Source organism: Bradyrhizobium sp. 192 (genome assembly GCF_023100965.1).
Lineage (GTDB): Bacteria > Pseudomonadota > Alphaproteobacteria > Rhizobiales > Xanthobacteraceae > Bradyrhizobium > Bradyrhizobium symbiodeficiens.
In genome coordinates, this window is the sequence record NZ_CP064690.1 from 2,887,597 (window position 1) to 2,912,714 (window position 25,118).

Consider the following 25,118-nt stretch of genomic DNA (forward strand, 5'->3'; position numbering starts at 1 on the left):
TTCTTGATTTGTTCCGTTGTCGTGCTATCTTGGCTTCATGAGTCCAGCAGCATCCTTTCATGCTCTCAAGCACCCGCCGGTCAAGGCGCCCTCCGAGCCGGCGGGTGTGGACTCTGACTTTCCAGAACTTGGCGTCGCCATCGACCGCGCGCGCAGGCGAGGGCGGGGTGCGCAGTCCAACGCGAGCGGCCGCTATGAGGTCGAGGCCCGCGTCGCCTTCGACGACGGCTGGCAGAGCCTGGAAGAGCTGCCGCCGTTCAAGACGAGCGTCGCGGTCGACACCTCGCGCAAGGTGATCACCCGCAACGAGAGCCCCGATATCGGCTTCGACCGTTCGATCAATCCCTATCGCGGCTGCGAGCACGGGTGTGTTTATTGCTTCGCGCGGCCGACCCACGCCTATCTCGGCCTGTCTCCGGGGCTCGACTTCGAGTCAAAACTGTTCGTCAAGCCCGAGGCGCCGGCGCTGCTGGAGAAAGAGCTCGCCGCGACCGGCTACGAGCCGCGGATGATCGCGATCGGCACCAACACCGACCCCTATCAGCCGATCGAGCGCGAGCGAAAGATCATGCGCGGCATTCTGGAGGTGCTGGAGCGTGCCGGCCATCCCGTCGGCATCGTCACCAAATCGGCGCTGGTGGTGCGCGATATCGACATTCTCGCGCGGATGGCCAAGCGCAACCTCGCCAAGGTCGCGATCTCGGTCACCTCACTCGATCCGAAGCTGGCGCGCACCATGGAGCCGCGCGCCTCGACGCCGCCGAAGCGGCTGGAGGCGCTGAGGCAGCTCTCGGGCGCCGGAATCCCGACCACCGTGATGGTTGCGCCCGTGATTCCCGCGCTGAACGATTCCGAGATCGAACGCATTCTCGATGCCGCCGCCCATGCCGGCGTCAAGGAAGCTTCCTACGTGCTGCTGCGGCTGCCGCTGGAGGTGCGCGATCTGTTCCGCGAATGGCTGATGGCGAACTATCCGGACCGCTATCGCCACGTCTTCACCCTGATCCGCGACATGCGCGGCGGCCGCGACTACGACGCGAAATGGGGCGAGCGGATGAAGGGCACCGGGCCGATGGCCTGGACCATCGGCCGCCGCTTCGAGATCGCCTGCGAACGGCTTGGTCTCAACAAGCGGCGCTCCAAGCTGACCACGGATCATTTTGCCCGGCCGAAGCGGAACGGCGATCAGCTCAGCCTGTTCTGAACGGGAAGCGGGAGAGGCGTCGCATGAGCAAGCCATTGCAGGACCCGGTGCCGCGGCTCACCGTCATCACGCTCGGCGTCAGCGATATCCGCGCCAGCATCGCGTTTTATGATGCCCTCGGCTTTTCGCGCCGGCTGAAGGCGACCGGCGAGGCGGTGGCGTTCTACGATACCGGCGGTCCGGTGCTCGCGTTGTATCCGTGGGATCAGCTTGCAGCCGACGCCCAACTGCCGGACGATCCAAGGCCGGCGGCCTTCCGGGGTGTGACGCTCGCCTGGAACTGCGCCACGCGTGAAGAGGTGGATGCCGTGCTGGCCTTCGTCCTCAGCAAGGGGGCGAAACTGGTGAAGGCCGCGCACGAGACCGATTACGGCGGTTATTCCGGTTATTTCGCCGACCCCGACGCCATCCCTGGGAGGTCGTGGTCGCACCCGGCATCGAGGTCGGCGAGGACCGGCGAGTGCATCTGGCGGAGTAGGGCAGGCTGAATTGCGGGAATTGCGAGGGGTTCCCGGTTGCGCCGGCCGGGCCGCTTGCGCACGATCCCGGCCATGATTCGGGACAAGTCCGCCAAGACACCGGCCAAAGACGCGCCAAACAAGGACGCTGCGAAGAAGGCAGCGCCCGCCAAGGCCGGCAAAGCGCCTGCGACCAAGGTTTCGGCCGGCAAGAGCCCCGGCAAGAAAGGCATCATCGCGGTCGCTTCCCCGACCTTCCGCCGCGAACGCGCGCTGATCAAGCGCGGCGTCTGGCCGGTCGCCGGCTGCGACGAAGCCGGCCGCGGGCCGCTCGCCGGCCCCGTGGTGGCTGCGGCCGTGATTCTCGACCCCGACCGCATCCCGCGCGGCATCGACGATTCCAAGCGTCTGACCGCGGAGGAGCGCGAAAGACTGTTCGACAAAATCTGCGCCACGGCCCAGGTCTCGGTCGCCGTCGCGTCGCCCTCGCGAATCGACCGCGACAACATATTGCGGGCCTCACTCTGGGCGCTGAAGCGCGCCGTGGTGGCTCTGCCGGAGGCGCCGAGGCACGTCTTCGTCGACGGCCGCAACCGGCTCGACACGCCTTGCGATTGCGAAGCCGTGATCGGCGGCGACGGCATCGTGCTGTCGATCGCCGCGGCCTCCATCGTCGCCAAGGTGACGCGCGACCGCCTGATGTGCGCGCTGGCGCAGGACTGCCCCGGCTACGGCTTCGAGCAGCACAAGGGCTACGGCGTCCCCGAGCACCTCGATGCGCTGAACCGCCTTGGCCCCACCGTCCACCACCGCCGCTTCTTCGCCCCGGTCGCGGCCGCGCGTGCCAAGCACATGCCGTGGACGGTCGAGCCGGTGCAGGATTTGTTTGGGGTCACCGAGGTCCAGGTGGAAGCCAGCGTCGAGGTCGACGCCGGGGCAAATCTCTAAGGATACCGTCGAATAGCTTTCGCATCGTCATGGCCGGGCTTGACCCGGCCATCCACGTCTTGCCCGTGACACGAAAGAACGTGGATGCCCGGGCATGACGGGCAAACCGTCGTTGCCACGACGCGTGACGCCCCTTATCAAAGTATGCGTGAGCGAATAGGGCCGGCTGGACGGGTTGGCTGCATCTTTCGGGCGTTGCATGCGGTTTACCTCCCTGGTCATCGAGCTCATTCGCGCCCGGCCGCGGCTGATCGTCTGGATCGCCGTGCTGCTGCAGGCCGCGATGTGGCTGTTCGTCGCGCTGGTGTTCTATCGCAGCCCGCCCGGCACGCTGGCGACGCTGCTGGCTTTCGGACGCGAATACCAAGTCGGCACCGATCTCGGCCCACCCTTGCCGGTCTGGCTCGCCGACATCGCCTATCGCGCCGCCGGCGGCCACATGTTCGGCGTCTATGTGCTGGCCGAGCTCTGCGAGATCGCGACCTTCATCACGCTCTACTACCTGTCCCGCGCCGTGGTCGGCTCGCAGCAGGCGGTGCTCGCCGTGCTCTTGACCATGACGGTGCTCGCCTTCTCCTCGTCGGCGCTCGACTTCGGCCCCCTCGTCCTGGCCCGGCCGCTCTGGGCGCTGCTGCTGCTGCACTCCTGGCAGATCATCGGCCAGCGTCGCGGCAATGCCTGGTTCGCCTGGTCGATCGAGGCCGGCCTGTTGCTGCTGACGACACCCGCGGCAATCTTCCTGCTGCTGCTGCTCGTCGTCTTCGCGGTGTCAACCGCCGGCGGCCGCCGGACGCTGCGCGCGCTCGATCCGTTGTTCGCGCTGATCGTCGTCGCGGTGCTGGCGCTGCCCTACGCGGTCTGGCTGATGCGCGCGGAGACGCTGGTGATGCCGGCCCTGCCGCAAGTCGCGGAGCTGAAGGCCCGAGCTCTGCATGCGGCCTGGCTGCTCGGCGGCCTCGTGCTCGGTGCGGCCGCGATACCCGCGCTGACCTTCCTCAACACCGGCCTGTTCGCCGGCAAGGGCGAGGAGCCGCCGATCATCTATCGGCCGCCGGTCGAACCGCTCGCTCGCAACTTCGTCTATTTCTTCGCGCTGGCGCCTGCGCTGGGCGCGGTGCTGATCTCCGGGCTGCTCGGGCTCGACTCCGTCGCCGTAGGTGCCGGCGTCGTGCTGGTCATGTCCGGGCTTGCCGTGGTGGTTGCGGCCGGGGATCTCATTGCGATGCGCCGCGCGCGGATGCTGCGCATGGTGTGGGCCGCGGCCGTCGTGGCGCCGGCCGTGGGCGTCGTGCTCGCCGTCCTGCTGCTGCCCTGGACCGGCACCGGCGAGATCGCGACCTCGATGCCGGCGCGAGCGATCTCGGACTTCTTCGACGAGAGCTTTGCCCGCCGCACCAACCATCGCCTGCGCGCGGTCGCCGGCGAGACGTCGCTTGCAAGCCTGATCACGCTGCATTCCGGCCGGCCGCATCTCTTCATCGATGCCGACCCCGCGCGCACGCCGTGGATCAATCAGGCCAAATTCAGCGAGACCGGCGGCGTCGTGGTCTGGCGCGCCTCCGATACCGCCGGCACGCCGCCGCCGGACATCCTGAAGCGCTTTCCCGGCCTCGTGCCGGAGGTGCCGCGCGCCTTCGAATGGCTGGTGACCGGTCGCCAGCAGCTGCTGCGCGTCGGTTGGGCCATCGTGCGGCCGAAGGGGACGTAGCGACAAACGCAGAAATTGTAGGGTGGGCAAAGGCGCATAGCGCCGTGCCCACGTCGGCTCTGTCCGGCGCCACGATAGAGTTGGTGGGCACGCTGCTCTTTGCGCACCCACGAGAGCTCGCTATCCCGCCAGCACCTTGGCGATCGCCCGCAGATCCTGCCAGGCCAGCCGCTTGTAGGACGGCGAGCGCAACAGATAGGCCGGGTGGAACGTCGGCAGCGCGCGGATGGTGCGCGCCCCTGTCTCATAGTCGAACCAGCGGCCGCGCGTGCGCATGATGCCCTCGCGTGTCGACAGCAGCGTCTGCGTCGAGGGATTGCCGAGCGTCACCAGCACGTCGGGATTCACCAGCTCGATCTGGCGCTGGATGAAGGGCAGGCAGATCTGCGTCTCCTGCGGCGTCGGCGTGCGGTTGCCGGGCGGCCGCCAGGGAATCACGTTGGCGATGTAGGCCGTGCTGCGGTTGAGGCCGATGGCTCCCATCATCAGATCGAGCAGCTTGCCGCTGCGTCCGACGAAGGGCAGTCCCTCGATGTCCTCGTCGCGGCCCGGCGCTTCGCCGACGAACATGATGCGCGCCTGCGGATTGCCGTCGGCGAACACCAGCCGCGTCGCGGTGTGCTTCAGCGTGCAGCCCTCGAAGCTTTGCATCAGCTCGCGCAGCGCTTCCAGCGTCGGCGCAGTGCGCGCGGCCTCGCGGGCGGAGGCGATCGCGATGTCGGGCGCCGGTGCGGCCTCGCCGCGCATGGTCGCAGGGGCGGCGACGGGGCGAGGTGCCTCGACCGGAGGCGCCACGCGCGGGGCCGGCGGCGGGGCGTCCAATTCCGCCAGGCGGTCGATCGGTTCCTCCGCAAGCGCACAATCGACCCCGGCCTCCAGATAGAAGGCGAGAAGCTCTCGGACGGTGGGTGCGGGCTCGGGGATCATTTGGAAAGTCAGACTATTAGTTCATCTTAGGCCGCCTTGCATCCCAGCGGAACGCATTTCCGATGTTGTCCTAACCGGAAAAATCGGAAACAAGGGGGCGCAAACGACCAAGGAACCGTCTCAAGGGCTGAGATCAGATGAGCACCGAAGAACTTCCCCCGCGCGAATCCATGGAATTCGACGTCGTCATCGTCGGCGCCGGCCCCTCCGGGTTGTCGGCCGCGATCCGGCTGAAGCAGCTCAATGCCGATCTCAATGTCGTCGTGGTGGAGAAGGGCTCCGAGGTCGGTGCGCACATTCTCTCCGGCGCGGTGATTGATCCTGCCGGCCTCGACAAGCTGATTCCGGACTGGCGCGAGGATTCCGACTGCCCGCTGAAGACCCAGGTGAAGGACGACCGGTTCTACTGGATGACGGCTGGCGGTGCGATCAAGCTGCCGAATTTCATGATGCCGCCGCTGATGGACAACCATCATTGCTACATCGGCTCGCTCGGCAATGTCTGCCGCTGGCTGGCGCGCAAGGCCGAAGCGCTCGGCGTCGAGATCTATCCGGGCTTTGCTGCGGCCGAGGTGCTCTATGACGACGCCGGCAACGTCAAGGGCATTGCCACCGGCGACATGGGCATCGGCCGGGACGGCAAGCCAAAGGACTCTTTTACCCGTGGCATGGAGTTGCTCGGCAAGTACACGCTGTTCGCCGAAGGCGCTCGCGGCAGCCTGACCAAGCAGCTCATCGCCAAGTTCGCGCTCGACTCCAAGTGCGAGCCGGCGAAGTTCGGCATCGGCCTCAAGGAAGTCTGGCAGATCGATCCCGCCAAGCACCAGAAGGGCATGATCCAGCATTCCTTCGGCTGGCCGCTAGATCTGAAGACCGGCGGCGGCTCGTTCCTCTATCATTACGACGACAATCTCGTGGCCGTCGGCTTCGTCGTGCATCTGAACTACGACGATCCCTACCTGTCGCCGTTCGACGAGTTCCAACGCTTCAAGACGCATCCTTCGATCCGCGGCACCTTTGAAGGCGCCAAGCGCCTTGCCTATGGTGCGCGCGCCATCACCGAAGGCGGCTATCAGTCGGTGCCGAGGCTGAGCTTCCCCGGCGGCGCCCTGATCGGCTGCGCGGCTGGCTTCGTCAACGTGCCGCGCATCAAGGGCGTGCACAATGCGATGGGCACCGGCATGCTCGCGGCTGAACATGCCGCGGCGGCGCTCGCCGCCGATCGCGCCAATGACGAACTCGTCGATTACGAAAATGCGTGGCGTTCCTCGTCGGTCGGCAAGGATCTGTTCCTGGTCCGCAACGTCAAGCCGCTGTGGTCGAAGTTCGGCACGGTGCTGGGTGTCGCGTTGGGCGGCATCGACATGTGGTGCAACACGCTGTTCGGTGGCTCGCTGTTCGGCACCCAGGCGCACGCCAAGCCCGATCGCGCCACGCTCGATCCGGCCAAGAGCCACGCGCCCAAGAACTACCCGAAGCCGGACGGCAAGATTTCCTTCGACAAGCTGTCCTCGGTATTCCTGTCCAACACCAACCATGAGGAGGACCAGCCGGTTCATCTCAAGGTCACCGACATGAACCTGCAAAAGACCTCCGAGCACGACGTGTTCGCCGGTCCCTCGAATCGCTATTGCCCGGCCGGCGTCTACGAATGGGTCGAAGAGGGCACGAGCCCGCGTTTCCAGATCAACGCCCAGAACTGCGTCCACTGCAAAACCTGCGACGTGAAGGATCCCAACGGCAACATCACCTGGGTTCCCCCCGAGGGCGGCGGCGGCCCGAACTATGAGGCGATGTAAGAGCCGGCCAAGCAAGCAGACCTGATCACGAGGGTGATCCGGCGCACGTTCGCGTGAGGACACGGCTGCGGCCCCCGGTCGCGGCCACGATAAGGCCATACTGGCAGCGTCTTGGGACTGCTCTTGGCCGATTTAAGGCATGCGGAGGGGATCGTCCGGCCCGAATCCTTGCGGCGAAGCGCCAAAAGCGGCATTGTCGGCCCGACGGTTCCGGGTCCCCATGCCACCGGGCGTGTTCGCTTGCGATACGGCCCTCTGCTGCAAACCAGGCACTACCAACTCAAGGCGAGCCCTGATGTTCTCAAATCGTTTCAACCGCTGGACTGTTGCCGCCATCGCCCTCATGGGCACAGCGCTCGCGACCGTCCCGGGCAGGGTCCTGGCGCAGACGCCGGATCACCCGGAAAACACGGCGGCGCAGTTTCCGACCCGAAACGATCTGAAGTCGCTGACGACCTCCGGCAGTTATCTCGCCGCCCGCCACGCCAGCGTCGAGCGCGACGCGGCTTCCGCCGCCGCCTTCTACCGTTCGGCGCTGCGCACGGATCCCAAGAACAACGAGCTGCTCGACCGCGCCTTCATCTCCTCGGTCGCCGACGGCGACATCGATGAAGCGGTCAAGCTCGCCGAGCGCATCCTCACCATCGACAAGACCAACCGCGTCGCGCGTCTCGTCGTCGGCGTGCATGATCTCAAGGTGAAGAAATACGCAGCCGCGCAGACCAACATCAACCAGTCGATCCGCGGTCCGATCACCGATCTCGTCGCCACGCTGCTGTCGGGTTGGGCCGCCTACGGTGCGGGCGACGCCAAGGGCGGTGTGGCCACCATCGACAAGCTGGCAGGTCCCGAATGGTACCCGCTGTTCAAGGACCTTCACGCCGGCATGATCCTCGAACTCGCCGGCAAGGAAAAGGACGCCGGCACCCGCTTCGAGCGCGCCTACAAGCTGGACGATTCCATGCTGCGCGTGACCGAGGCTTATGCGCGCTGGCTGTCGCGCAACAAGGATTCCGCCGCCGCGACCACCGTCTACCAGGCCTTCGACAAGAAGCTCGCGCGCCATCCGCTGATCCAGGAAGGCCTGCGCGAGACCAAGGCCGGCAAGAAAATGCCGCCGCTGGTCGATTCCGCCCAGGCCGGCGCCGCCGAAGCGCTCTACGGCATCGGCGCCACGCTCACCCGCCGCGGCGGCGAGGACCTGGCGCTGGTCTATCTCCAGCTCTCGCTTTACCTCCAGCCGACCCATCCGCTGGCGCTGCTCTCGCTCGCCGATCTCTACGAGTCGGTGAAGCGGCCGCAGATGGCGATCAAGGTCTATGAGCGCGTGCCGGCGAGCTCGCCGCTCAAACGCAACGCGCAGATCCAGCTTGCCATCGATCTGGATTCCGCCGACCGCACCGACGAGGCGATCAAGATCCTCAAGGGCGTCACATCGGAGGATGCCAAGGACCTCGAAGCGATCATGGCGCTCGGCAATATCGAGCGCGGCCGCAAGAAGTTCGGCGATTGCGGCGCGACCTATTCGCAAGGCATCGACGCGCTGACACCGGGCAACGATAAGGCCAACAGCGTCTGGTACTATTATCGTGGTATCTGCGAGGAACGCTCCAAGCAGTGGGCCAAGGCCGAGGCCGACATGAAGAAGGCGCTCGAGCTGCAGCCCGACCAGCCGCACGTCCTCAACTATCTCGGCTATTCCTGGATCGACCAGGGGATCAACCTCGACGAAGGCATGAAGATGATCAAGCGCGCCGTCGAGCAGCGTCCCGACGACGGCTACATCGTCGATTCACTGGGCTGGGCCTATTACCGCATCGGCAATTACGAAGAAGCAGTGAAGAACCTCGAACGCGCTATCGACCTCAAGCCCGAGGATCCCACCATCAACGACCATCTCGGCGATGCCTATTGGCGGGTCGGCCGCACGCTGGAAGCCAAATTCCAGTGGGCGCACGCGCGCGATCTCAAGCCCGAGCCGGAAGAGCTTCCGAAGATCGAGGCCAAGATCGCTAACGGTCTGGCCGACGACAATTCGAACTCCTCTGCAGCGCAGGCCGAGAAGAAAAAGGATGACGGCAAGGGCGGCTAGTCTGGGTGAAGTTGGGGGCGTGTCGCCGATGCCGGCGTTGATTGAAGAAGGACGGGCGAAGGTCAATCTCAGCCTTCGCGTCGTCGGCCGTCGCGCGGATGGCTATCATGATCTCGAAAGCGTGGTCGCGTTTGCCGACTGCGCCGATCGGCTTACATTGGAGCCGGGCGGCGAGCTGAAGCTCACCGCCACCGGACCGCTTGCCGCGGCTTGCGGCGATACCGCGGACAATCTCGTCTTCAAGGCGGCCAAGCTTCTGACTGACGCGGTGCCGAACCTGAAGCTCGGCGCCTTCGCGCTCGACAAGGTGCTGCCGGTTGCCGCGGGCATCGGCGGCGGCTCGGCTGATGCTGCAGCAGCCCTGCGGCTCCTGGCGCGTCTCAACGATTTGTCGCTCGATGATCCGCGCCTGCAGAGGGTCGCGCTCGCGACCGGCGCCGACGTGCCGGTGTGCCTGTTCTCGCGCGCCTGCGACATGACCGGCGTCGGCGAGCAGCTGCTGCCGCTCGCGCTGCCGAGCATGCCATGCGTGATGGTCAATCCGCGCGTGCCTGTGGCCACCAAGGATGTTTTCCAGGAGCTGGGCCTGCGAAACGGCGAGCTCCTGGTTGGCGCCACCTCGGTTCTCCGTGCTCCGGCCTGGCCGGAGGAGGGAGGGTCGATCGCCGATTGGGTCGACGTTCTCGAAACCGTCGCCAACGATCTCGAAGAGCCTGCGCTGCGTATCGAACCTGTCATCGGCGAGGTGCTGGAGGCCTTGCGTGGCTCCGCCGGCGTCAAGCTCGCCCGCATGTCCGGCTCGGGCGCGACGTGCTTTGCGATCTACGGCTCGCCCGCCGATACGCATGCCGCGGCCGAAAAGATCCGGCGCGATCATCCAGGCTGGTGGGTGCATGCGGGGACGTTGAGCTAGCTCTTTCTCCGGCGACGGTGCCGTAAGGTGGGAAAAGCGCCGCGTGCCCACCAAATTGTTCGTGCAATCCGGATGCATGGTGGGCACGGCGCTGTCGCGCCTTTGCCCACCTGCGGCAGTCGAGCTAGCCGCTGCCTTCCTCAGACAGTCCGAGAAATTGTCGGATCTCGCCCAGCACCTCCTGCGGCTTGTCGTGCTGCAGCCAGTGCCCCGCGCCTGAGATGGTCTCGACCCGCGCGTTCTGGAAATACCGCTCAAGGCCTGCTGCTCTGGCACCGGCGAGAAAGCTCTCGCCGGCGTTGAGCAGCAGGGTCGGGCAAGCGATGCGCGACCACAGCGCGACGTGATCGTCCGGCCAGAGCCGGTGCGGCGCGGAGGCGCGCTGATAGGGATCGAACTTCCAGCTATAGGTGCCGTCCTCGTTCTGCCGCGCGCCGTGCGTGGCGAGATGCAGCGCGAGGTCGCGGGACAGGCGCTTGTTGTGCAGCACCATCTGTTCGGCCGCGTCTTCGAGGGTCGCATAGCGGCGCGGCGTGCGGTCGTGCAGCTTGTCGAGCTGGCCGACCCATTTGCCGATGCGCTCATGCGCCGGCGGCTTCGGCGTGTCCGGCAGCATGGTCACGCCGTCGAGCACGACCAGCTTTGCGACCTGCTCGGGGAATGCGCCCGAAAAGATCAGGCTCACCATGCCGCCCATCGAATGGCCGATGAGAGTCACTTCAGGCGTTGCGATGGTGCGGATGAGCTGGGCGAGATCGTAGACATATTCGGTCAGCGCGTAGCTGCCGCCTCTGGTCCAGTCGGAATCGCCGTGGCCGCGCAAATCGGGCGCGACCACATGAAAATGCGGCTGCAGCGAGCGGGCGATGACGTCCCAGCTCCGGCAGTGATCGCGGCCGCCATGGACCAGGATCAGAGGCGGCGCGCTCTCATTGCCCCAATCGGCGTAATGCAGCCTCAGACCATGAGACTCGTAGAAGCGGCTTTGTGGAGCGAGCATCGGAGCGCTATCCATTCGCCGGTCGCCGCACCAGTGCCAGCGACAGGCCGAGGCCGGCGATGAAGACGCCGGAGCCCTGGGTGAGACGCCGCATCAGATGCGGCCGTCCCATCAGCTGCGTGCGTGTTGCTGAGGCCATCAGCACCACGACGATATCGGCGAGCGTGTTCAACGCCACCGAGATTGCGCCGAGCATGATGAACTGCAGCGTGGGGCTCGATCCCGCGGGATCGAGGAATTGCGGAATGAAGGCGAGGAAAAACGCGGCGGTCTTCGGGTTCAGCGCCTCGACCAATACGCCGTCGCGGAACGCGCGCTTGTCCCCCGCCGGCTCACTCTCGAGCGCCAATGCGCGGCCGGCGCTGCGGAATGTCTTGATGCCGAGCCAGACCAGATAGAGAGCGCCGACGAATTTGACGGCGACGAACAATTCGGCGCTGGCAAGGATGATCGCGGAGATGCCGAGGCTGCCCGCGACGACATGAACCAGCCCGCCCAGCGCCGTGCCCGCGGTCGATGCGAAGCCGCTGGCGCGTCCCTCCGACAGGGTCCGCGCCGCGACGTAGAAGATGCCGGGGCCGGGAACGGCGGCGATGAGACAGGCTGCGGCCAGGAACAGCCAGACATTCGTTTCGATCATCCTGTTTTCGTAACGGAGCGGGCCGCGATTGCAAGTCTTCTGGCACGAGGGGTCCGTCATTTAATCCATGCGGCGGAAGATCACGCTGGCATTCACGCCGCCGAAGCCAAAGCCGTTGGAGATGGCATGCTGCATCGGCATCGGCCGCGCGCTGCCGGCGACGATGTCGATGCCATCGGCGCCCGCATCGGGGTTTTCGAGATTGAGCGTCGGCGGTGCGATCTGATCGCGCAAAGCGAGCACGGTGAATATCGCCTCGAGGCCGCCGGCGGCGCCGAGCAGATGGCCGGTGGCCGATTTGGTCGCGCTGACGGCGATGCCGCGGTTACGGCCGAACAGCGCGGCGATGGCGCCAAGCTCGCTCGCGTCGCCCGCCGGCGTCGATGTCGCGTGCGCATTCAGGTGCTGCAGATCGGCCGGCGCAAGGCTCGCCTGCCGGAGCGCGATCTCCATGGCGCGGCGGGCGCCGTCGCCGTCGGGCGGACCTGATGTCATGTGGTAGGCGTCCGCCGTCGTGCCGTATCCGATCACCTCTGCAATCGGCGTGGCGCCACGCGCGAGCGCATGTTCCAGCTCTTCGATGACGAGAATGCCGGCGCCTTCGCCCATGACGAAGCCATCGCGGTCGCGATCGAACGGGCGTGAGGCGCGTGCGGGTTCGTCGTTGAAGCCGCTCGACAGCGCGCGCGCTGCGGCAAAGCCGCCGAGGCTGACGATGTCGATGCAGGCCTCCGCGCCGCCGCAGATCGCGATGTCGGCTTCGCCCGCGCGGATCATGCGCGCGGCATCGCCGATCGCCTGGACGCCGGCGGCGCAGGCGGTGACCGGTGTGCCCAGCGCGCCCTTGTAGCCGTATTTGATCGAGACGTGGCCGGCGGCGAGATTGGCCAAAAACGAGGGTATCGTGAACGGCGAGAGCCGGCGCACGCCGCGCTGCTCGGCAATGCGCACCGCCTCCGCCATCGCCGGAAAGCCGCCGACGCCGGAGCCAATGATCGTTGCGGTCCGTTCCAGCGCGGCCGTCTCCTGCGGCGTCCATCTGGCCTGCGCAACGGCTTCTGCGGTGGCGAGCAGCGCGAACAGGATGAAGCGGTCCATCTTGCGCTGGTCTTTCGGCGCGGCGGCCTGCGCGGGATCGAAGCCGCCGTCGGCATCGTCGGTCTTGTCGGGCACGAGTCCGGCAATGCGCGCCGGAAGGACTTGTGCCCATTCGGGCAGCGGGCGCAGCCCGCTGTGGCCGGCGAGCAGCCGGCGCCAAGAGGTTTCGACACCGCAGCCGAGCGGTGACACCGCGCCCATTCCCGTCACGACGATACGACGCATGTCAGTCTCCAGCCGGCGCGACGGCCGGGTTCATGGCCTTGAGTGAAGCGAGCCGCTTGCGCATGCCGCGGCTGGCGCGGGGGCCGGCGACGACAACGGTATTGGCAAGCGTGATCGGACGCCTGTTGGCGGCATCGACCACGACCGGATCGAGCGGGCGGCGATCGTTGCGGCTCGCCAGCACGATGGACTCGCCCCTGGTCGCGAGATGCTTGTTACCCCAGGCGAGCAGCGTAGCGATCACCGGGAAGAAATCCCGCGCCTTGTCGGTCAGAACATATTCATAACGCGGCGGCCGCTCCTGATAGCGGCGGCGCTTGAACATGCCTGATGCGGTGAGATGGGCAAGCCGCCGCGACAGGATGTTCGGCGCGATCCCGAGGCTTTGCGAGAATTCGTCAAACCGCGTCGCGCCCTGGAACGCGTCCCGCAGGATCAGGATGCTCCACCATTCGCCAACGGTCTCCACCGCGCGGCCGACCGGGCATTCCTGGATGGACGAGGATTTTGGCTGCATGGCGGGAAGCTAGGGCAGTGACTTGCAAAAAGCAAGTGACTCGGTGACGGGACGAAGCGTGCGGAGCGAGTGAGACCGGGCTGTGGTGGAGAGCTGAAGAGCAGTCGCGCACTGAACCGCTCTCGTGCCCCGGACGCAGCGCAACGCCCCCGGCGATGCGAAGCATCGTCCGGTGCGGAGCGCTGCAGAGCCGGGGCCCATGTCGCAGATGATTGCGGGTGTCGCGTGGCTCTGCGCAGCAGCGTTTAGCGCGTGCGGGACACGGAAGTGAGCGGTGTCGATGCAGTGTCGGCGCTATCTCAGGAGTGCCGTCCCGGCCTGGCAAGCTGCAGGCGCCAGTCCTAATGCGATCGCGCCAGACAGAACGCCACCACCTGCTCCAGCGCGCTCTTCATCGGTGAAGATGGGAACAGCGCCAGCGCATCCACCGCCATGGCGCCGTAGTGCTGGGCGCGGCTCAGCGTGTCCTCGAGCGCGCGGTGCTTATTCATCAGGCCGATGGCGTGATCGAGGTCGCTATCGCCGATCTCGCCGCGCTCCAGCGCCTTGATCCAGAACGCGCGCTCGGTGTCGTTGCCGCGGCGGAAGGCGAGCACCACCGGCAGGGTGATCTTGCCCTCGCGGAAATCGTCGCCGGTGTTCTTGCCGAGCTTGGCGCTCTTGCCGCCATAGTCGAGCACGTCGTCGACGAGCTGGAAGGCGATGCCGAGGTTCATGCCGACCGAGCGGCAGGCGGTTTGCTCCGCCTTCGGGCGGTTGGCGATCACGGGGCCGACCTCGCAAGCTGCGGCGAACAGCTCGGCGGTCTTGCCGCGGATCACGGCGAGATATTCGTCTTCGGTGGTCGCGGTGTTCTTGGCAGCTGCAAGCTGCATCACCTCGCCCTCGGCGATGGTGGCGGCGGCCGCAGAGAGGATGTCGAGCGCGCGGAGCGAGCCGACCTCGACCATCATGCGGAAGGCTTGGCCGAGCAGGAAGTCGCCGACCAGCACGCTCGCCTCGTTGCCCCAGAGCATGCGCGCCGACAGCTTGCCACGCCGCAGCTCGCTCTCGTCGACGACGTCGTCGTGCAGCAGCGTGGCGGTATGCATGAACTCGACGCTAGCCGCCAGCTTGATATGGCCGTCGCCGGCGTAGCCGGCGAGGTTTGCCATGGCGAGCGTCAGCATCGGCCGGAGCCGCTTGCCGCCGGAGGAGATCAGGTGGTTGGCGACCTCCGGGATCATGGTCACGTCCGAACCGGTCCGCGACAGGATCGTGGCGTTGACGCGCTCCATGTCAGGGGCGACAAGGGCAACCAGCTCTTCGATCGACGCGCCGGGAGTTTCGAAAGGTACGATGACGGCCACGCCGGTCTCCAATATTTGCCCCGGAAGGGCTATTCTGACGGAAAGACAATAGAAACTGGCGGCGGATGCGGCAAGGCCCGCGGAACCATTGACATTTGCCGCTTTAGCCCCCTTTCAGGCAAGGAAACCTGCGTTTTGCGTGAACTGGTTCGGACCAACGATATGGTGCTGGTGTCGGCGGTCGGCGCGCTGCTCGACAGCGCCAATATCCATCATCTGGTGCTGGACCAGAACATGAGCATCATCGAGGGCTCGCTCGGCATTTTGCCGCGGCGGATCCTGGTTCATGAGGACGACGCCCAGGAGGCGCGGAAGTTGCTAACCGAGGCAGGTCTCAGTCACGAATTGCGCGGCGATGAGTGAGGCCGTAGATATCACCGAGGACGCTTTTCTCGGCGGCCAGCTGCGCCTGAAGCAGAAGCGGAGTGGCCACCGCGCCGGGCACGACGCCATCCTGCTTGCGGCGGCGACCGAGGCCCGCCGGGGGGACCGCGTGGTCGATTTCGGCGCCGGCATCGGCACGGCCGGGCTGGCGTTGGCCCGGCGCGTCCCCGGCATCGGGCTGAGCCTGGTCGAGATCGATCCGGAGCTGGCCGAGCTGGCGCGCGCCAATGCCGCCGCGAATGCGCTTGCCGCCGAGACCATCGTGCTCGATGTCACGGCTGACGCGCGGGTCTTTGCGGCAAACGGGCTGTCGCCCGACAGCGTCGACGTCGTGCTGATGAATCCGCCGTTCAACGACCCGGCCCGGCATCGGGGCTCGCCGGACCAGGCGCGTCACACCGCGCATGTGGCGACAGAGGAGACCCTGAATGCCTGGGTGCATGCAGCTCGGCGCATCCTCCGATCGAATGGTGTGCTGACCCTGATCTGGCGCGCAGATGGAATCGCCGATGTCCTGGCGGCGCTGTCGCGCGGCTTCGGCAGCATTGCGATCCTACCGGTTCACGGCGAGGCGGGGCAGCCTGCGATCCGCGTGCTGATGCGTGCGGTCAAAGGGAGCCGGGCTCCGACGCGATTGCTGCCGGGTCTCATGCTCAACGACGAGACAGGCGCGTCCAAGAAAGAACTGGTCGAGATTCTGGAGGGGAGAGCGGCCTTGCCGCTGGTGGAACCGTGACGGCTTACTGCGGCAGCGATTCCGGCTGCTGCTCTTGCGGAGACGTCAGGCGGATCGCCATGAACAGCGCACCGATCAGCAGCATCAGCAGATAAATTTTCATGGTGTTCTCCGCTGGCTCATTGCAGCCTCCCAAAGGGAATTCTGCAAAACACGTTCCGGGCACTTCCAATGACAGTCGCGTGATAAGAAATGATTAATCAGAGGTAACGGCATGGCCGAACAGTTGAACGATCGTGAGAGTTCCGGCCTGGCCGACAAGCTCATGCAATATCTGCCGGCGCGCTTCCGCCCCGGCACGGCCGTCGTGCCGGTGGTGCGGCTGTCCGGGGTGATCGGCGCGGTGACGCCGCTGCGCCCGGGCATGACGCTCGCCGGCGTCGCCAAAGTGCTGGAGCGCGCGTTCTCGTATCGGCACGCCAAGGCGGTGGCGCTGGTGATCAACTCGCCCGGCGGCTCGCCGGTGCAGTCGCGCCAGATCTACCTGCGCATCAAGCAGCTCGCGGCGGAGAAGAAACTGCCGGTGCTGGTGTTCGTCGAGGACGTCGCGGCCTCCGGCGGCTACATGATTGCCTGCGCCGGCGACGAGATCATCTGCGATCCGTCTTCGATCCTCGGCTCGATCGGCGTGGTCGGCGGCAGCTTCGGTTTCCAGGAGGCGATCAGACGGCTCGGCATCGAGCGGCGGCTCTACACATCAGGCGAACACAAGGCCATGCTCGATCCGTTCCTGCCGGAGAATCCGGAGGACGTCGCCAAGCTGAAGGCGATCCAGCGCGAGATCCACCAGATATTCATCTCGCTGGTCAAGGACAGCCGTGGCGCGCGGCTGAAAGGGGCGGACGATACGCTGTTCACGGGCGAATACTGGGCCGGCGACAGCGCCGTCGCGCTGGGGCTCGCCGACAGCATCGGCGATCTCCGCTCAACTCTTCGTGCCCGCTATGGCGAGAAGGTTCTCACCCCCGTGATCGCCCAGCCGACCGGGTTGCTCTCCGGCCTTCTGGGCCGGAAATCCCCAGGCGCGGGGCAGCTTTTGGCCGTGGAATCGATGGCCGGCCTGCCGGACGAGTTGATCTCGGCGGTCGAAACGCGGGCGATCTGGGCGAAATTCGGGTTCTAGGCGAGGCCTTCCCGCGCCATTTGGTCCGGCCCGAGCCAATTGCGGCGCGGGCCGGTCTGCGCAAGAATGCGCGTGGGGGCTGAGCACTAGACAAGGAACGACCGATGCCGCCGTTCGTCGCTTTCGCGGGCGTCCTGGGCGGGCTTGCCGTGGTCCGCTGGGCCTACAAGACCGCCGTCAGGATCAACCAGGAGCTGGAGGAGATGCGCCTGTCACGCGTCGCCGAAGCCGCTCACGCCGGGAATATTCCAACGCTCAAGCGTGACCCTGTGACCGGGGCTTACCGGCCGGGCTAGGTCGCGCCACACGTAAGGTGCCGTAGGGTGGGCAAAGGCGCTCTTGCGCCGTGCCCACGATTCCCTTCGGCAATCGTGGCGACGATGGTGGGCACGCTTCGCTTTGCCCACCCTACGGCACCGTCACTCTATGGTGGCAGTTAAGTCCGAATCCGCCCCTTTGCCTTGATTCCCACCCCCGCCGTCGATACGGTCCCGCGCGATTCAAACCCCCGCGAGAGCCCGATCTGACGATGGACGCCTCATTGCCCGCCCATATGCGCCCGGAACGCTCGTTCCAGGGCTTCATCCTCGCGCTCCAGCGGTTCTGGGCCGAGCAGGGCTGCGTGATCCTGCAGCCCTACGACATGGAGATGGGCGCGGGCACCTTCCATCCGGCGACCACGCTGCGCGCGCTCGGGCCAAAGCCCTGGAATGCCGCCTACGTGCAACCCTCGCGCCGGCCCAAGGACGGCCGTTACGGCGAGAATCCGAACCGGATGCAGCACTACTACCAGTTCCAGGTGATCATGAAGCCGTCGCCGCCGAACCTTCAGGAGCTGTACCTGAAGTCGCTCGCCGCGATCGGCATCGATTCCGCCCTGCACGACATCCGCTTCGTCGAGGACGATTGGGAGAGCCCGACGCTGGGCGCCTGGGGCTTGGGGTGGGAATGCTGGTGCGACGGCATGGAAGTCAGCCAGTTCACTTACTTCCAGCAGGTCGCGGGTTTCGAATGCGCGCCGGTGGCGGGCGAGCTCACCTACGGGCTGGAGCGCCTCGCGATGTATGTGCAGGGCGTCGACCGCGTCTACGACCTCAACTTCAACGGCCGCGACGGCGATGCCAAGGTCACCTATGGCGACGTCTTCCTGCAGGCCGAGCGGGAATATTCGAAGCACAATTTTGAAGTTGCCGACACCGCAATGCTGTTCGAGCAGTTCAAGATGGCGGAGCAGGCCTGCAAGAAATATCTCGACGCCGGCTGGAAGGACGGCAAGCGCGAGGCGCATCTGATGGCGCTGCCGGCCTACGACCAGTGCATCAAGGCGAGCCACGTCTTCAACCTGCTCGATGCCCGCGGCGTGATCTCCGTGACGGAGCGGCAGAGCTATATTCTTCGCGTGCGCGAGCTGGCCAAGGCCTGCGGCGAGGCCTGGATCCATACTGAAGCGGGCGGAGCGGCCTGATGCCTGATCTCCTGCTTGAACTGTTCTCGGAAGAGATTCCCGCGCGCATGCAGGCCAAGGCGGCCGAGGATCTGCGCCGCATGGTCACCGACAAGCTCGTCGCCGAAGGCCTCGTCTACGAGGGCGCCAAGGCGTTTTCGACCCCGCGCCGCCTCGCGCTCACCGTGCACGGCATCCCCGCGCGCCAGCCGGACCTGAAGACCGAACGCCGCGGACCGAAGGTCGGCGCGCCCGATGCGGCCGTGCAGGGCTTTCTGAAAGCGACAGGCTTGAAATCGCTGGACGAAGCCAAGATCCAGCGCGACCCCAAGGGTGATTTCTACATCGGCTTGATCGAGAAGCCCGGCCGCGACGCGATCGACGTGCTCGCGGAAATCCTGCCCGTGATCATCCGCACCTTCCCGTGGCCGAAATCGATGCGCTGGGGCGCGCGCTCGGGCAAGCCGGGCTCGCTCAATTGGGTGCGGCCGCTGCATGCGATCACCGCGACGTTCGGGCTCGAGACGGAAGAGCCCGATGTCGTGAAGTTCGAAGTCGACGGTATCGAGACCGGACAGACCACGTACGGCCATCGCTTCATGGCGCCGGACGCGATCAGCGTGCGCCGCTTCGAGGACTACGAAGCGAAGCTGCTCGACGCGAAGGTCGTGCTCGACCCCGAGCGCCGCAAGGACGCGATTCTCACCGACGCCAAGCAGCTCGCGTTTGCGCAAGGCTTCGAGCTCGTCGAGGACCAGAACCTGCTCGACGAGGTCGCCGGCCTCGTCGAATGGCCGGTCGTGCTGATGGGCTCATTCGAGCAGGAGTTTCTGGCGACGCCCGCGGAAGTGATCCGCGCCACCATCCGCAACAACCAGAAGTGCTTTGTGGTGCGCGATCCCAAGACCGGCAAGCTCGCCAACAAGTTCATCCTGGTCGCCAACATCGAGGCAACCGACGGCGGTGCGACCATCATCGCCGGCAACGAGCGCGTCATCCGCGCGCGGTTGTCGGATGCGAAGTTCTTCTACGAGACGGACCTGAAGACCAAGCTCGAGGAACGTCTGCCGAAGTTCGAGCAGATCGTGTTCCACGAGAAGCTCGGGACACAGGCGGAGCGGATCAAGCGCATCGAGCATCTCGCCGCGGAGATTGCGCCGCTGGTCGGGGCCGATGTCGCGAAGGCCACGCGCGCCGCACATCTTGCGAAGGCGGACTTGCTGACGGAGGTCGTCGGCGAGTTCCCCGAAGTGCAGGGCTTGATGGGCAAGTACTACGCGCTGGCGCAAGGCGAGGACGGCTCCGTCGCAGCTGCGTGCGAAGAGCACTACAAGCCGCAAGGGCCTGCGGACCGCGTGCCGACCGATCCGGTCAGCGTGGCGGTCGCGCTCGCCGACAAGCTCGATACGCTCGTCGGCTTCTGGGCCATCGACGAGAAGCCGACCGGGAGCAAGGACCCGTATGCGCTGCGTCGTGCGGCTCTCGGCGTGATTAGACTGATTGCCGAGAACGCGCTTCGGCTGTCGTTGACGAAGGTGGCTGCATCGGCGCTCGCCGGCTTGTCCGTGCAGCCCGCCGATGCGCAGAAGCTCCCCAGCGATCTCCTCGCCTTCTTCGCCGACCGCCTGAAGGTCCAGCTCCGCGAGCAGGGCGCGCGTCACGATCTCGTCGACGCCGTGTTCGCGCTCGGCGGTCAGGACGATCTCCTGATGATCGTCCGCCGCGTCGAAGCGCTCGGAAAATTCCTCGAGACCGACGACGGCAAGAACCTGCTCGCCGGCATCAAGCGTGCCAGTAATATCCTTGGAATCGAGGAAAAGAAGGACAAGCGCAGCTTTGACGGCACGCCCGATGCGGCGCTCTACGGCCTCGGCGAGGAGAAGGCGCTGGCCAAGGCGATCGGCGAGGTGACGGCGGAAGCAAGTGCCGCCGTCGCCAAGGAAGACTTTGCCGCCGCCATGAGCGCGATGGCAAAGCTGCGTCCGCCGGTCGATGCGTTCTTCGAAAAAGTCCGCGTCAACGACGATGATCCGAAAGTGCGCGAGAACCGCCTGAAGCTGCTCAACGAGATCCGCAGCGCCACGCGCGCGGTGGCGGATTTCTCGAAGATCCAGGACTGAGGCGCGCTCGCGGGGCAAACACCGGTGTCATTCCGGGGCGTGCGAAGCACGAGCCCGGAATCCATAACCACGATCATGAGTATGGATTCCGGGCTCGCGCCAGGTGGCGCGCCCCGGAATGACAGCGCAAAAAAATGCCCCGCCCGGCGGGGGGAGGACCGGGCGGGGCCTGATGTCCGCTTAACTGCTCGCGCCAGCCTGATGTGACGCGCCGGACATCGAGTCGAACTGATTTAGTCGACCACCTCGACGATGCGGCGCGAGCGGGGCTCGACCAGCACGGTCTCGCCATTCACGACGGTGTAGCGATAGGTGGTGGCGCCGAAGCGTTGCGGCACGTCATAATAAGTGACGCCTGCCTCGGGTAAGGTGGTGCCGACCACGATACGGTCCGGAATGCTGAAGGCCGGCACACGTTGTTCGACGACATAGTCGCGGAAAGCCGGCCGCTGTTCGACGGCAATCGTCGGGCCGCTGTCGACCACGACGGGCGCGCGTCCGACGGTGACACCGCTTTGCGCCTGCGCCGCAAGAGGCGACGAGCCGATCGCGGCTGCGAGCGCGGCAAGGGCAAGAATCCTGTTCCGCATGGACAACTCCTTCGACGTGATGGTTCGGACGCGCCTAAGGACGCGACCGGTTGGCCAATGCATGCACCCTTGGCAATGTTCCGGGAAAAGCCCTGCCGTATCAGCGGCAATTTCGGGCAGTTTTCGTGGGAGCCGGAACTCGCATCGCACCTTGCGCGTCTCTACTCGCGGAACCGGGAGGGCTATGATCCGCCCGCGATTCGCCCCACTTCCACAGAAAGATAGTTCATGCACATCACCGTCGCCCACATTTCGCCGATCCTGTCGTTGATTGCGGGTGTGCTCATCCTGATCATGCCGCGACTCCTCAATCTGATCGTCGCGATCTTCCTCATTGTGAACGGCGCGATCGGGCTCGGGCTCCTGAAATGGCTCCACCTCTAGGAGTTCACTTTCCGGAACTGTCTGACTTGCGCGGGCCCGTTCAAAATGGTGTAACGCCCGCGAAATCCCATTCCTCTCGCAGGTTGTGTGCAAGCTATGGCCAAAGCCGCCTCGAAGCCCAATAAAGCTGCAGCGAAATCAAAGTCTTCCGCCAAGGCGAAAGCCGCCCCGCCGGCCCGCAAGGCGCTTGCCAAGAGCGCCCCCAAGCCGGTCGCGAAAGCTGCTGCCAAGCCGGCTGCGAAGGCTGTGACCAAGGCGGCTGTGCCGAAGGTCGCTGCGAAGCCTGCGCCAAAGAAGGCCGCTACCGTCAAGGCGTCGCCGGTTGCGGGCAAGGCCGGCAAATGGGTCTACACGTTCGGTGACGGCAAGGCCGAGGGCCGCACGGAGATGCGCGACCTGCTCGGTGGCAAGGGCGCGAACCTCGCCGAGATGGCCAATCTCGGTCTGCCGGTGCCTCCCGGCTTCACCATCCCGACATCGGTCTGCACTTACTTCTACGCTCACGGCAAATCCTATCCGAAGGAATTGCAGGCGCAGGTCGAGAAGGCGCTCGTCCATGTCGGCAAGATCACCGGCAAGGTGTTCGGCGACACCAAGAACCCGCTGCTCGTTTCCGTCCGCTCCGGCGCGCGCGCCTCGATGCCGGGCATGATGGACACCGTGCTGAACCTCGGCCTCAACGACCAGACCGTGGAAGCGCTGTCGGAATTGTCGGGCGATCGCCGCTTCGCCTATGACAGCTATCGCCGCTTCATCACGATGTATTCCGACGTGGTGCTCGGCTTCGAGCATCATCATTTCGAGGAAATCCTCGACACCTTCAAGGACGGCCAGGGCTACAGCCTCGACACCGACCTCACCGCCGACGACTGGGTCGATCTGGTCGGCAAGTACAAGGATGCGGTCGCGCGCGAGACCGGCAAGGACTTCCCGCAGGACCCGCACGACCAGCTCTGGGGCGCGATCGGTGCGGTGTTTTCATCCTGGATGAACGCGCGCGCGGTGACCTACCGCAAGCTGCACGACATTCCGGAATCCTGGGGCACCGCGGTCAACGTGCAGGCCATGGTGTTCGGCAACATGGGCGAGACCTCGGCGACCGGCGTTGCCTTCACCCGCAATCCCTCGACCGGCGAGAGCAAGCTTTACGGCGAATTCCTGATCAACGCGCAGGGCGAGGACGTGGTGGCGGGCATCCGCACGCCGCAGGACATCACCGAGGAAGCGCGTCAGGAATCGGGCTCGGACAAGGCGTCGATGGAAGCGGCGATGCCGGAGGCCTTCAAGGAGCTGACGCGGATCTACACGCTGCTCGAGAAGCACTACCGCGACATGCAGGACATGGAGTTCACGGTCGAGCAGGGCAAGCTGTGGATGCTCCAGACCCGCGGCGGCAAGCGTACCGCCAAGGCGGCGCTGCGCATCGCGGTCGAGCTCGCCAATGAAGGCCTGATCACCAAGAAGGAAGCGGTGATGCGGGTCGATCCCGCTTCGCTCGACCAGCTGCTGCATCCAGCCATCGATCCCGGCGCCAAGCGCGATGTCATCGCGACCGGCCTGCCGGCTTCGCCAGGTGCTGCCTCCGGCGAGATCGTGTTCTCCTCGGACGAGGCGGCCAAGCTTCAGGCCGATGGGCGCAAGGTCATCCTGGTCCGCATCGAGACCAGCCCGGAAGACATCCACGGCATGCACGCCGCCGAAGGCATCTTGACCACCCGCGGCGGAATGACCTCGCACGCGGCGGTCGTCGCGCGCGGCATGGGCAAGCCCTGCGTCTCCGGCTGCGGCACCATCCGTGTCGATTACGGCCGCGGCACCATGAGCATCGGCTCGCGCACCTTCAAGACCGGCGACGTCATCACCATCGACGGCTCGCTCGGCCAGGTGCTCGCCGGCCGCATGCCGATGATCGAGCCGGAGCTGTCCGGCGAGTTCGGCACGCTGATGGCCTGGGCCGACCAGGTTCGCAAGATCGGCGTTCGCGTCAATGGAGATACGCCGGACGACGCGCGCACCGCGATCAAGTTCGGTGCGGAAGGCATCGGCCTGTGCCGCACCGAGCACATGTTCTTCGAAGAGACCCGCATCCGCACGGTGCGCGAGATGATCCTCTCCGAGGACGAGCAGTCGCGCCGCGCCGCGCTCGCAAAGCTCCTGCCGATGCAGCGCGCCGATTTCGTCGAGCTGTTCGAGATCATGAAGGGCCTGCCCGTCACGATCCGCCTGCTGGACCCGCCGCTGCACGAATTCCTGCCGCACACCCATGCCGAGGTCGAGGAAGTGGCGCGCGCCATGAACACCGACCCGCGGCGCCTCGCCGACCGCGCCCGCGAGCTCTCGGAGTTCAATCCGATGCTCGGCTTCCGCGGCTGCCGCATCGCGATCGCTTATCCGGAGATCGCCGAGATGCAGGCCCGCGCGATCTTCGAGGCCGCGGTCGAGGCCGAGAAGCGCACCGGCAAGGCCGTCGGCCTCGAGGTGATGGTGCCGCTGATCGCGACCAAGATGGAGCTCGATCTCGTCAAGGCGCGGATCGACGCCACCGCGCAGGCGGTGATGCGCGACACCAACACCAAGCTGACCTATCAGGTCGGCACCATGATCGAGCTGCCGCGCGCCTGTCTGCTCGCGGCCGAGATCGCGGAGAGCGCCGAGTTCTTCTCGTTCGGCACCAACGATCTGACGCAGACCACTTACGGCATCAGCCGCGACGATGCCGCGAGCTTCCTCGGCACCTACGTGTCCAAGGGCATTCTCCCGATCGATCCCTTCGTCGCGCTCGACCAGGAAGGCGTCGGTGAACTCGTCAAGATCGGCGTCGCGCGCGGCCGCAAGACGCGCCCGAAGCTCAAGGTCGGCATCTGCGGCGAGCACGGCGGCGATCCCGCCTCCGTCGCCTTCTGCCACAATATCGGCCTCGACTACGTCTCCTGCTCGCCCTACCGCGTGCCGATCGCCCGTCTTGCCGCCGCGCAAGCCGCGCTCGGCAAGGCAGTTGCAAGCCAGGCGTAAGCCGAAGCGCAAGATTGAGTTGAGAGAGGCGGGGCCAAACCCCGCCTCTTTCATTTGAGCGATGTTGTTTCCATGTACTCGTTGTCATCGCCCGGCTTGACCGGGCGATCCCGTACGCCGAGACATTAGTGATTGAATCGAGAAGCCGCGGCGTACTGGATGCCCCGCTTTCGCGGAGCATGACACCGGGGGTGTGGCCGCGCGGCGCACACAACGGAACCACAGGCGCGGCCCTATTGATACGCGCCAGCAAGAGTTCCTTCACCATTCGCGTTGACGGGTTGTTTACCGCTTCACGTGACGTCGCGTTTACCACCCTGCGCGATCACCCCGTGAAAACACCTGTGTTCGCTTGAGTGTGCTGCACGCGCAACGCCGATTAACGCCCCGGCAACCTAAATTAGATACTTACGATAAAGATCGAATTGCACGGATGTACTGCGTTTC

21 protein-coding genes and 1 pseudogene are annotated in these 25,118 nt (G+C 65.8%); 15 read left to right on the forward strand and 7 right to left on the reverse strand.

All coding sequences use genetic code 11. The annotated features are described in order from the left end of the window. Positions 1 to 37: 37 nt before the first annotated feature. From IVB24_RS13060 to IVB24_RS13075, 4 genes and pseudogenes are all read left to right on the forward strand, one after another. Positions 38 to 1,204, forward strand: coding sequence for a PA0069 family radical SAM protein (locus IVB24_RS13060; protein ID WP_247773116.1), 1,167 nt, complete (start codon positions 38 to 40; stop codon positions 1,202 to 1,204). 23 nt (positions 1,205 to 1,227) lie between these two features. Further along, a pseudogene (locus tag IVB24_RS13065) lies at positions 1,228 to 1,682 on the forward strand (VOC family protein). A 73-nt stretch (positions 1,683 to 1,755) separates the two neighbouring features. Next, positions 1,756 to 2,610 carry a ribonuclease HII gene (locus IVB24_RS13070; protein ID WP_247773117.1) on the forward strand — a complete coding sequence of 285 codons (855 nt, stop codon included), beginning with the start codon at positions 1,756 to 1,758 and terminating at the stop codon, positions 2,608 to 2,610. 199 nt (positions 2,611 to 2,809) lie between these two features. Then, the gene (locus IVB24_RS13075) at positions 2,810 to 4,318 is read left to right on the forward strand and encodes a glycosyltransferase family 39 protein (protein WP_247773118.1); all 1,509 of its coding nucleotides are present in this window, start codon (positions 2,810 to 2,812) and stop codon (positions 4,316 to 4,318) included. 120 nt (positions 4,319 to 4,438) lie between these two features. Here the strand turns inward: IVB24_RS13075 and IVB24_RS13080 are convergent, their stop codons facing one another. After that, positions 4,439 to 5,245: a uracil-DNA glycosylase gene (locus tag IVB24_RS13080; RefSeq protein ID WP_247773119.1), complete on the reverse strand. Its 807-nt coding sequence runs from the start codon at positions 5,243 to 5,245 to the stop codon at positions 4,439 to 4,441. A gap of 137 nt (positions 5,246 to 5,382) precedes the next feature. Between IVB24_RS13080 and IVB24_RS13085 the strand changes: the two genes are divergently transcribed. The 3 genes from IVB24_RS13085 (at position 5,383) to IVB24_RS13095 (ending at position 10,049) form a co-directional block, all read left to right on the forward strand. Next, positions 5,383 to 7,044 carry an electron transfer flavoprotein-ubiquinone oxidoreductase gene (locus IVB24_RS13085; protein WP_247773120.1) on the forward strand — a complete coding sequence of 554 codons (1,662 nt, stop codon included), beginning with the start codon at positions 5,383 to 5,385 and terminating at the stop codon, positions 7,042 to 7,044. A gap of 295 nt (positions 7,045 to 7,339) precedes the next feature. Beyond that, positions 7,340 to 9,136, forward strand: coding sequence for a tetratricopeptide repeat protein (locus IVB24_RS13090; RefSeq protein ID WP_094975687.1), 1,797 nt, complete (start codon positions 7,340 to 7,342; stop codon positions 9,134 to 9,136). A gap of 28 nt (positions 9,137 to 9,164) precedes the next feature. Continuing rightward, positions 9,165 to 10,049, forward strand: coding sequence for a 4-(cytidine 5'-diphospho)-2-C-methyl-D-erythritol kinase (locus IVB24_RS13095; RefSeq protein WP_247773121.1), 885 nt, complete (start codon positions 9,165 to 9,167; stop codon positions 10,047 to 10,049). A 124-nt stretch (positions 10,050 to 10,173) separates the two neighbouring features. Here IVB24_RS13095 and IVB24_RS13100 read toward each other — a convergent pair whose 3' ends face one another. From IVB24_RS13100 to IVB24_RS13120, 5 genes are all read right to left on the reverse strand, one after another. Next, on the reverse strand, positions 10,174 to 11,049 hold the full coding sequence (locus tag IVB24_RS13100; RefSeq protein ID WP_247773122.1) for an alpha/beta hydrolase: 876 nt from the start codon (positions 11,047 to 11,049) through the stop codon (positions 10,174 to 10,176). A gap of 7 nt (positions 11,050 to 11,056) precedes the next feature. Next, positions 11,057 to 11,689: a LysE family translocator gene (locus IVB24_RS13105; RefSeq protein WP_140477613.1), complete on the reverse strand. Its 633-nt coding sequence runs from the start codon at positions 11,687 to 11,689 to the stop codon at positions 11,057 to 11,059. Between the two features lie 60 nt (positions 11,690 to 11,749). Next, positions 11,750 to 13,012 carry a beta-ketoacyl-ACP synthase II gene (fabF, locus tag IVB24_RS13110; RefSeq protein WP_247773123.1) on the reverse strand — a complete coding sequence of 421 codons (1,263 nt, stop codon included), beginning with the start codon at positions 13,010 to 13,012 and terminating at the stop codon, positions 11,750 to 11,752. 1 nt (position 13,013) lies between these two features. After that, a complete protein-coding gene (locus IVB24_RS13115) occupies positions 13,014 to 13,529 on the reverse strand; it encodes a helix-turn-helix domain-containing protein (RefSeq protein WP_140477615.1) in 516 nt (171 codons plus the stop codon). 341 nt (positions 13,530 to 13,870) lie between these two features. Further along, the gene (locus IVB24_RS13120; protein WP_094975869.1) at positions 13,871 to 14,878 is read right to left on the reverse strand and encodes a polyprenyl synthetase family protein; all 1,008 of its coding nucleotides are present in this window, start codon (positions 14,876 to 14,878) and stop codon (positions 13,871 to 13,873) included. Between the two features lie 135 nt (positions 14,879 to 15,013). Here IVB24_RS13120 and IVB24_RS13125 point away from each other — a divergent pair, with 135 nt between their 5' ends. The 6 genes from IVB24_RS13125 (at position 15,014) to glyS (ending at position 20,685) form a co-directional block, all read left to right on the forward strand. After that, positions 15,014 to 15,241, forward strand: a complete 228-nt coding sequence (locus tag IVB24_RS13125) for a DUF2007 domain-containing protein (protein ID WP_247773124.1) — start codon at positions 15,014 to 15,016, stop codon at positions 15,239 to 15,241. Then, positions 15,234 to 15,998: a methyltransferase gene (locus IVB24_RS13130; RefSeq protein WP_247773125.1), complete on the forward strand. Its 765-nt coding sequence runs from the start codon at positions 15,234 to 15,236 to the stop codon at positions 15,996 to 15,998. Before IVB24_RS13125 ends, IVB24_RS13130 begins: the two co-directional genes overlap by 8 nt. Positions 15,999 to 16,212: 214 nt before the next feature. Further along, a complete protein-coding gene (locus tag IVB24_RS13135) occupies positions 16,213 to 17,121 on the forward strand; it encodes a S49 family peptidase (protein WP_247773126.1) in 909 nt (302 codons plus the stop codon). Between the two features lie 104 nt (positions 17,122 to 17,225). After that, positions 17,226 to 17,417: a hypothetical protein gene (locus IVB24_RS13140; protein WP_094975678.1), complete on the forward strand. Its 192-nt coding sequence runs from the start codon at positions 17,226 to 17,228 to the stop codon at positions 17,415 to 17,417. Between the two features lie 233 nt (positions 17,418 to 17,650). Further along, on the forward strand, positions 17,651 to 18,586 hold the full coding sequence (locus IVB24_RS13145) for a glycine--tRNA ligase subunit alpha (RefSeq protein WP_094975677.1): 936 nt from the start codon (positions 17,651 to 17,653) through the stop codon (positions 18,584 to 18,586). Continuing rightward, positions 18,586 to 20,685: a glycine--tRNA ligase subunit beta gene (gene glyS / locus IVB24_RS13150; protein WP_094975676.1), complete on the forward strand. Its 2,100-nt coding sequence runs from the start codon at positions 18,586 to 18,588 to the stop codon at positions 20,683 to 20,685. Before IVB24_RS13145 ends, glyS begins: the two co-directional genes overlap by 1 nt. Before the next feature lie 233 nt (positions 20,686 to 20,918). Here the strand turns inward: glyS and IVB24_RS13155 are convergent, their stop codons facing one another. Continuing rightward, on the reverse strand, positions 20,919 to 21,275 hold the full coding sequence (locus IVB24_RS13155; protein ID WP_247773127.1) for a DUF1236 domain-containing protein: 357 nt from the start codon (positions 21,273 to 21,275) through the stop codon (positions 20,919 to 20,921). Positions 21,276 to 21,503: 228 nt separating this feature from the next. Here IVB24_RS13155 and IVB24_RS13160 point away from each other — a divergent pair, with 228 nt between their 5' ends. Then, positions 21,504 to 21,659 carry a DUF3096 domain-containing protein gene (locus tag IVB24_RS13160; protein WP_018648785.1) on the forward strand — a complete coding sequence of 52 codons (156 nt, stop codon included), beginning with the start codon at positions 21,504 to 21,506 and terminating at the stop codon, positions 21,657 to 21,659. Positions 21,660 to 21,755: 96 nt separating this feature from the next. After that, positions 21,756 to 24,671 carry a pyruvate, phosphate dikinase gene (ppdK, locus tag IVB24_RS13165; RefSeq protein WP_247773128.1) on the forward strand — a complete coding sequence of 972 codons (2,916 nt, stop codon included), beginning with the start codon at positions 21,756 to 21,758 and terminating at the stop codon, positions 24,669 to 24,671. The last annotated feature ends 447 nt before the right edge of the window (positions 24,672 to 25,118 follow it).

What these genes read in the sequence shown, in the direction of transcription:
- IVB24_RS13130 (WP_247773125.1), top strand. Translation starts at nt 15,234, where the DNA reads ATGAGTGAGGCCGTAGATATCACCGAGGACGCTTTTCTCGGCGGCCAG.
- IVB24_RS13145 (WP_094975677.1), top strand. Translation starts at nt 17,651, where the DNA reads ATGGACGCCTCATTGCCCGCCCATATGCGCCCGGAACGCTCGTTCCAG.
- IVB24_RS13090 (WP_094975687.1), top strand. Translation starts at nt 7,340, where the DNA reads ATGTTCTCAAATCGTTTCAACCGCTGGACTGTTGCCGCCATCGCCCTC.
- IVB24_RS13135 (WP_247773126.1), top strand. Translation starts at nt 16,213, where the DNA reads ATGGCCGAACAGTTGAACGATCGTGAGAGTTCCGGCCTGGCCGACAAG.
- IVB24_RS13105 (WP_140477613.1), bottom strand. Translation starts at nt 11,689, where the DNA reads ATGATCGAAACGAATGTCTGGCTGTTCCTGGCCGCAGCCTGTCTCATC.
- IVB24_RS13060 (WP_247773116.1), top strand. Translation starts at nt 38, where the DNA reads ATGAGTCCAGCAGCATCCTTTCATGCTCTCAAGCACCCGCCGGTCAAG.
- IVB24_RS13160 (WP_018648785.1), top strand. Translation starts at nt 21,504, where the DNA reads ATGCACATCACCGTCGCCCACATTTCGCCGATCCTGTCGTTGATTGCG.
- fabF (WP_247773123.1), bottom strand. Translation starts at nt 13,012, where the DNA reads ATGCGTCGTATCGTCGTGACGGGAATGGGCGCGGTGTCACCGCTCGGC.
- IVB24_RS13085 (WP_247773120.1), top strand. Translation starts at nt 5,383, where the DNA reads ATGAGCACCGAAGAACTTCCCCCGCGCGAATCCATGGAATTCGACGTC.
- IVB24_RS13070 (WP_247773117.1), top strand. Translation starts at nt 1,756, where the DNA reads ATGATTCGGGACAAGTCCGCCAAGACACCGGCCAAAGACGCGCCAAAC.
- glyS (WP_094975676.1), top strand. Translation starts at nt 18,586, where the DNA reads ATGCCTGATCTCCTGCTTGAACTGTTCTCGGAAGAGATTCCCGCGCGC.
- IVB24_RS13140 (WP_094975678.1), top strand. Translation starts at nt 17,226, where the DNA reads ATGCCGCCGTTCGTCGCTTTCGCGGGCGTCCTGGGCGGGCTTGCCGTG.
- IVB24_RS13080 (WP_247773119.1), bottom strand. Translation starts at nt 5,245, where the DNA reads ATGATCCCCGAGCCCGCACCCACCGTCCGAGAGCTTCTCGCCTTCTAT.
- IVB24_RS13115 (WP_140477615.1), bottom strand. Translation starts at nt 13,529, where the DNA reads ATGCAGCCAAAATCCTCGTCCATCCAGGAATGCCCGGTCGGCCGCGCG.
- ppdK (WP_247773128.1), top strand. Translation starts at nt 21,756, where the DNA reads ATGGCCAAAGCCGCCTCGAAGCCCAATAAAGCTGCAGCGAAATCAAAG.
- IVB24_RS13100 (WP_247773122.1), bottom strand. Translation starts at nt 11,049, where the DNA reads ATGCTCGCTCCACAAAGCCGCTTCTACGAGTCTCATGGTCTGAGGCTG.
- IVB24_RS13075 (WP_247773118.1), top strand. Translation starts at nt 2,810, where the DNA reads ATGCGGTTTACCTCCCTGGTCATCGAGCTCATTCGCGCCCGGCCGCGG.
- IVB24_RS13155 (WP_247773127.1), bottom strand. Translation starts at nt 21,275, where the DNA reads ATGCGGAACAGGATTCTTGCCCTTGCCGCGCTCGCAGCCGCGATCGGC.
- IVB24_RS13095 (WP_247773121.1), top strand. Translation starts at nt 9,165, where the DNA reads ATGCCGGCGTTGATTGAAGAAGGACGGGCGAAGGTCAATCTCAGCCTT.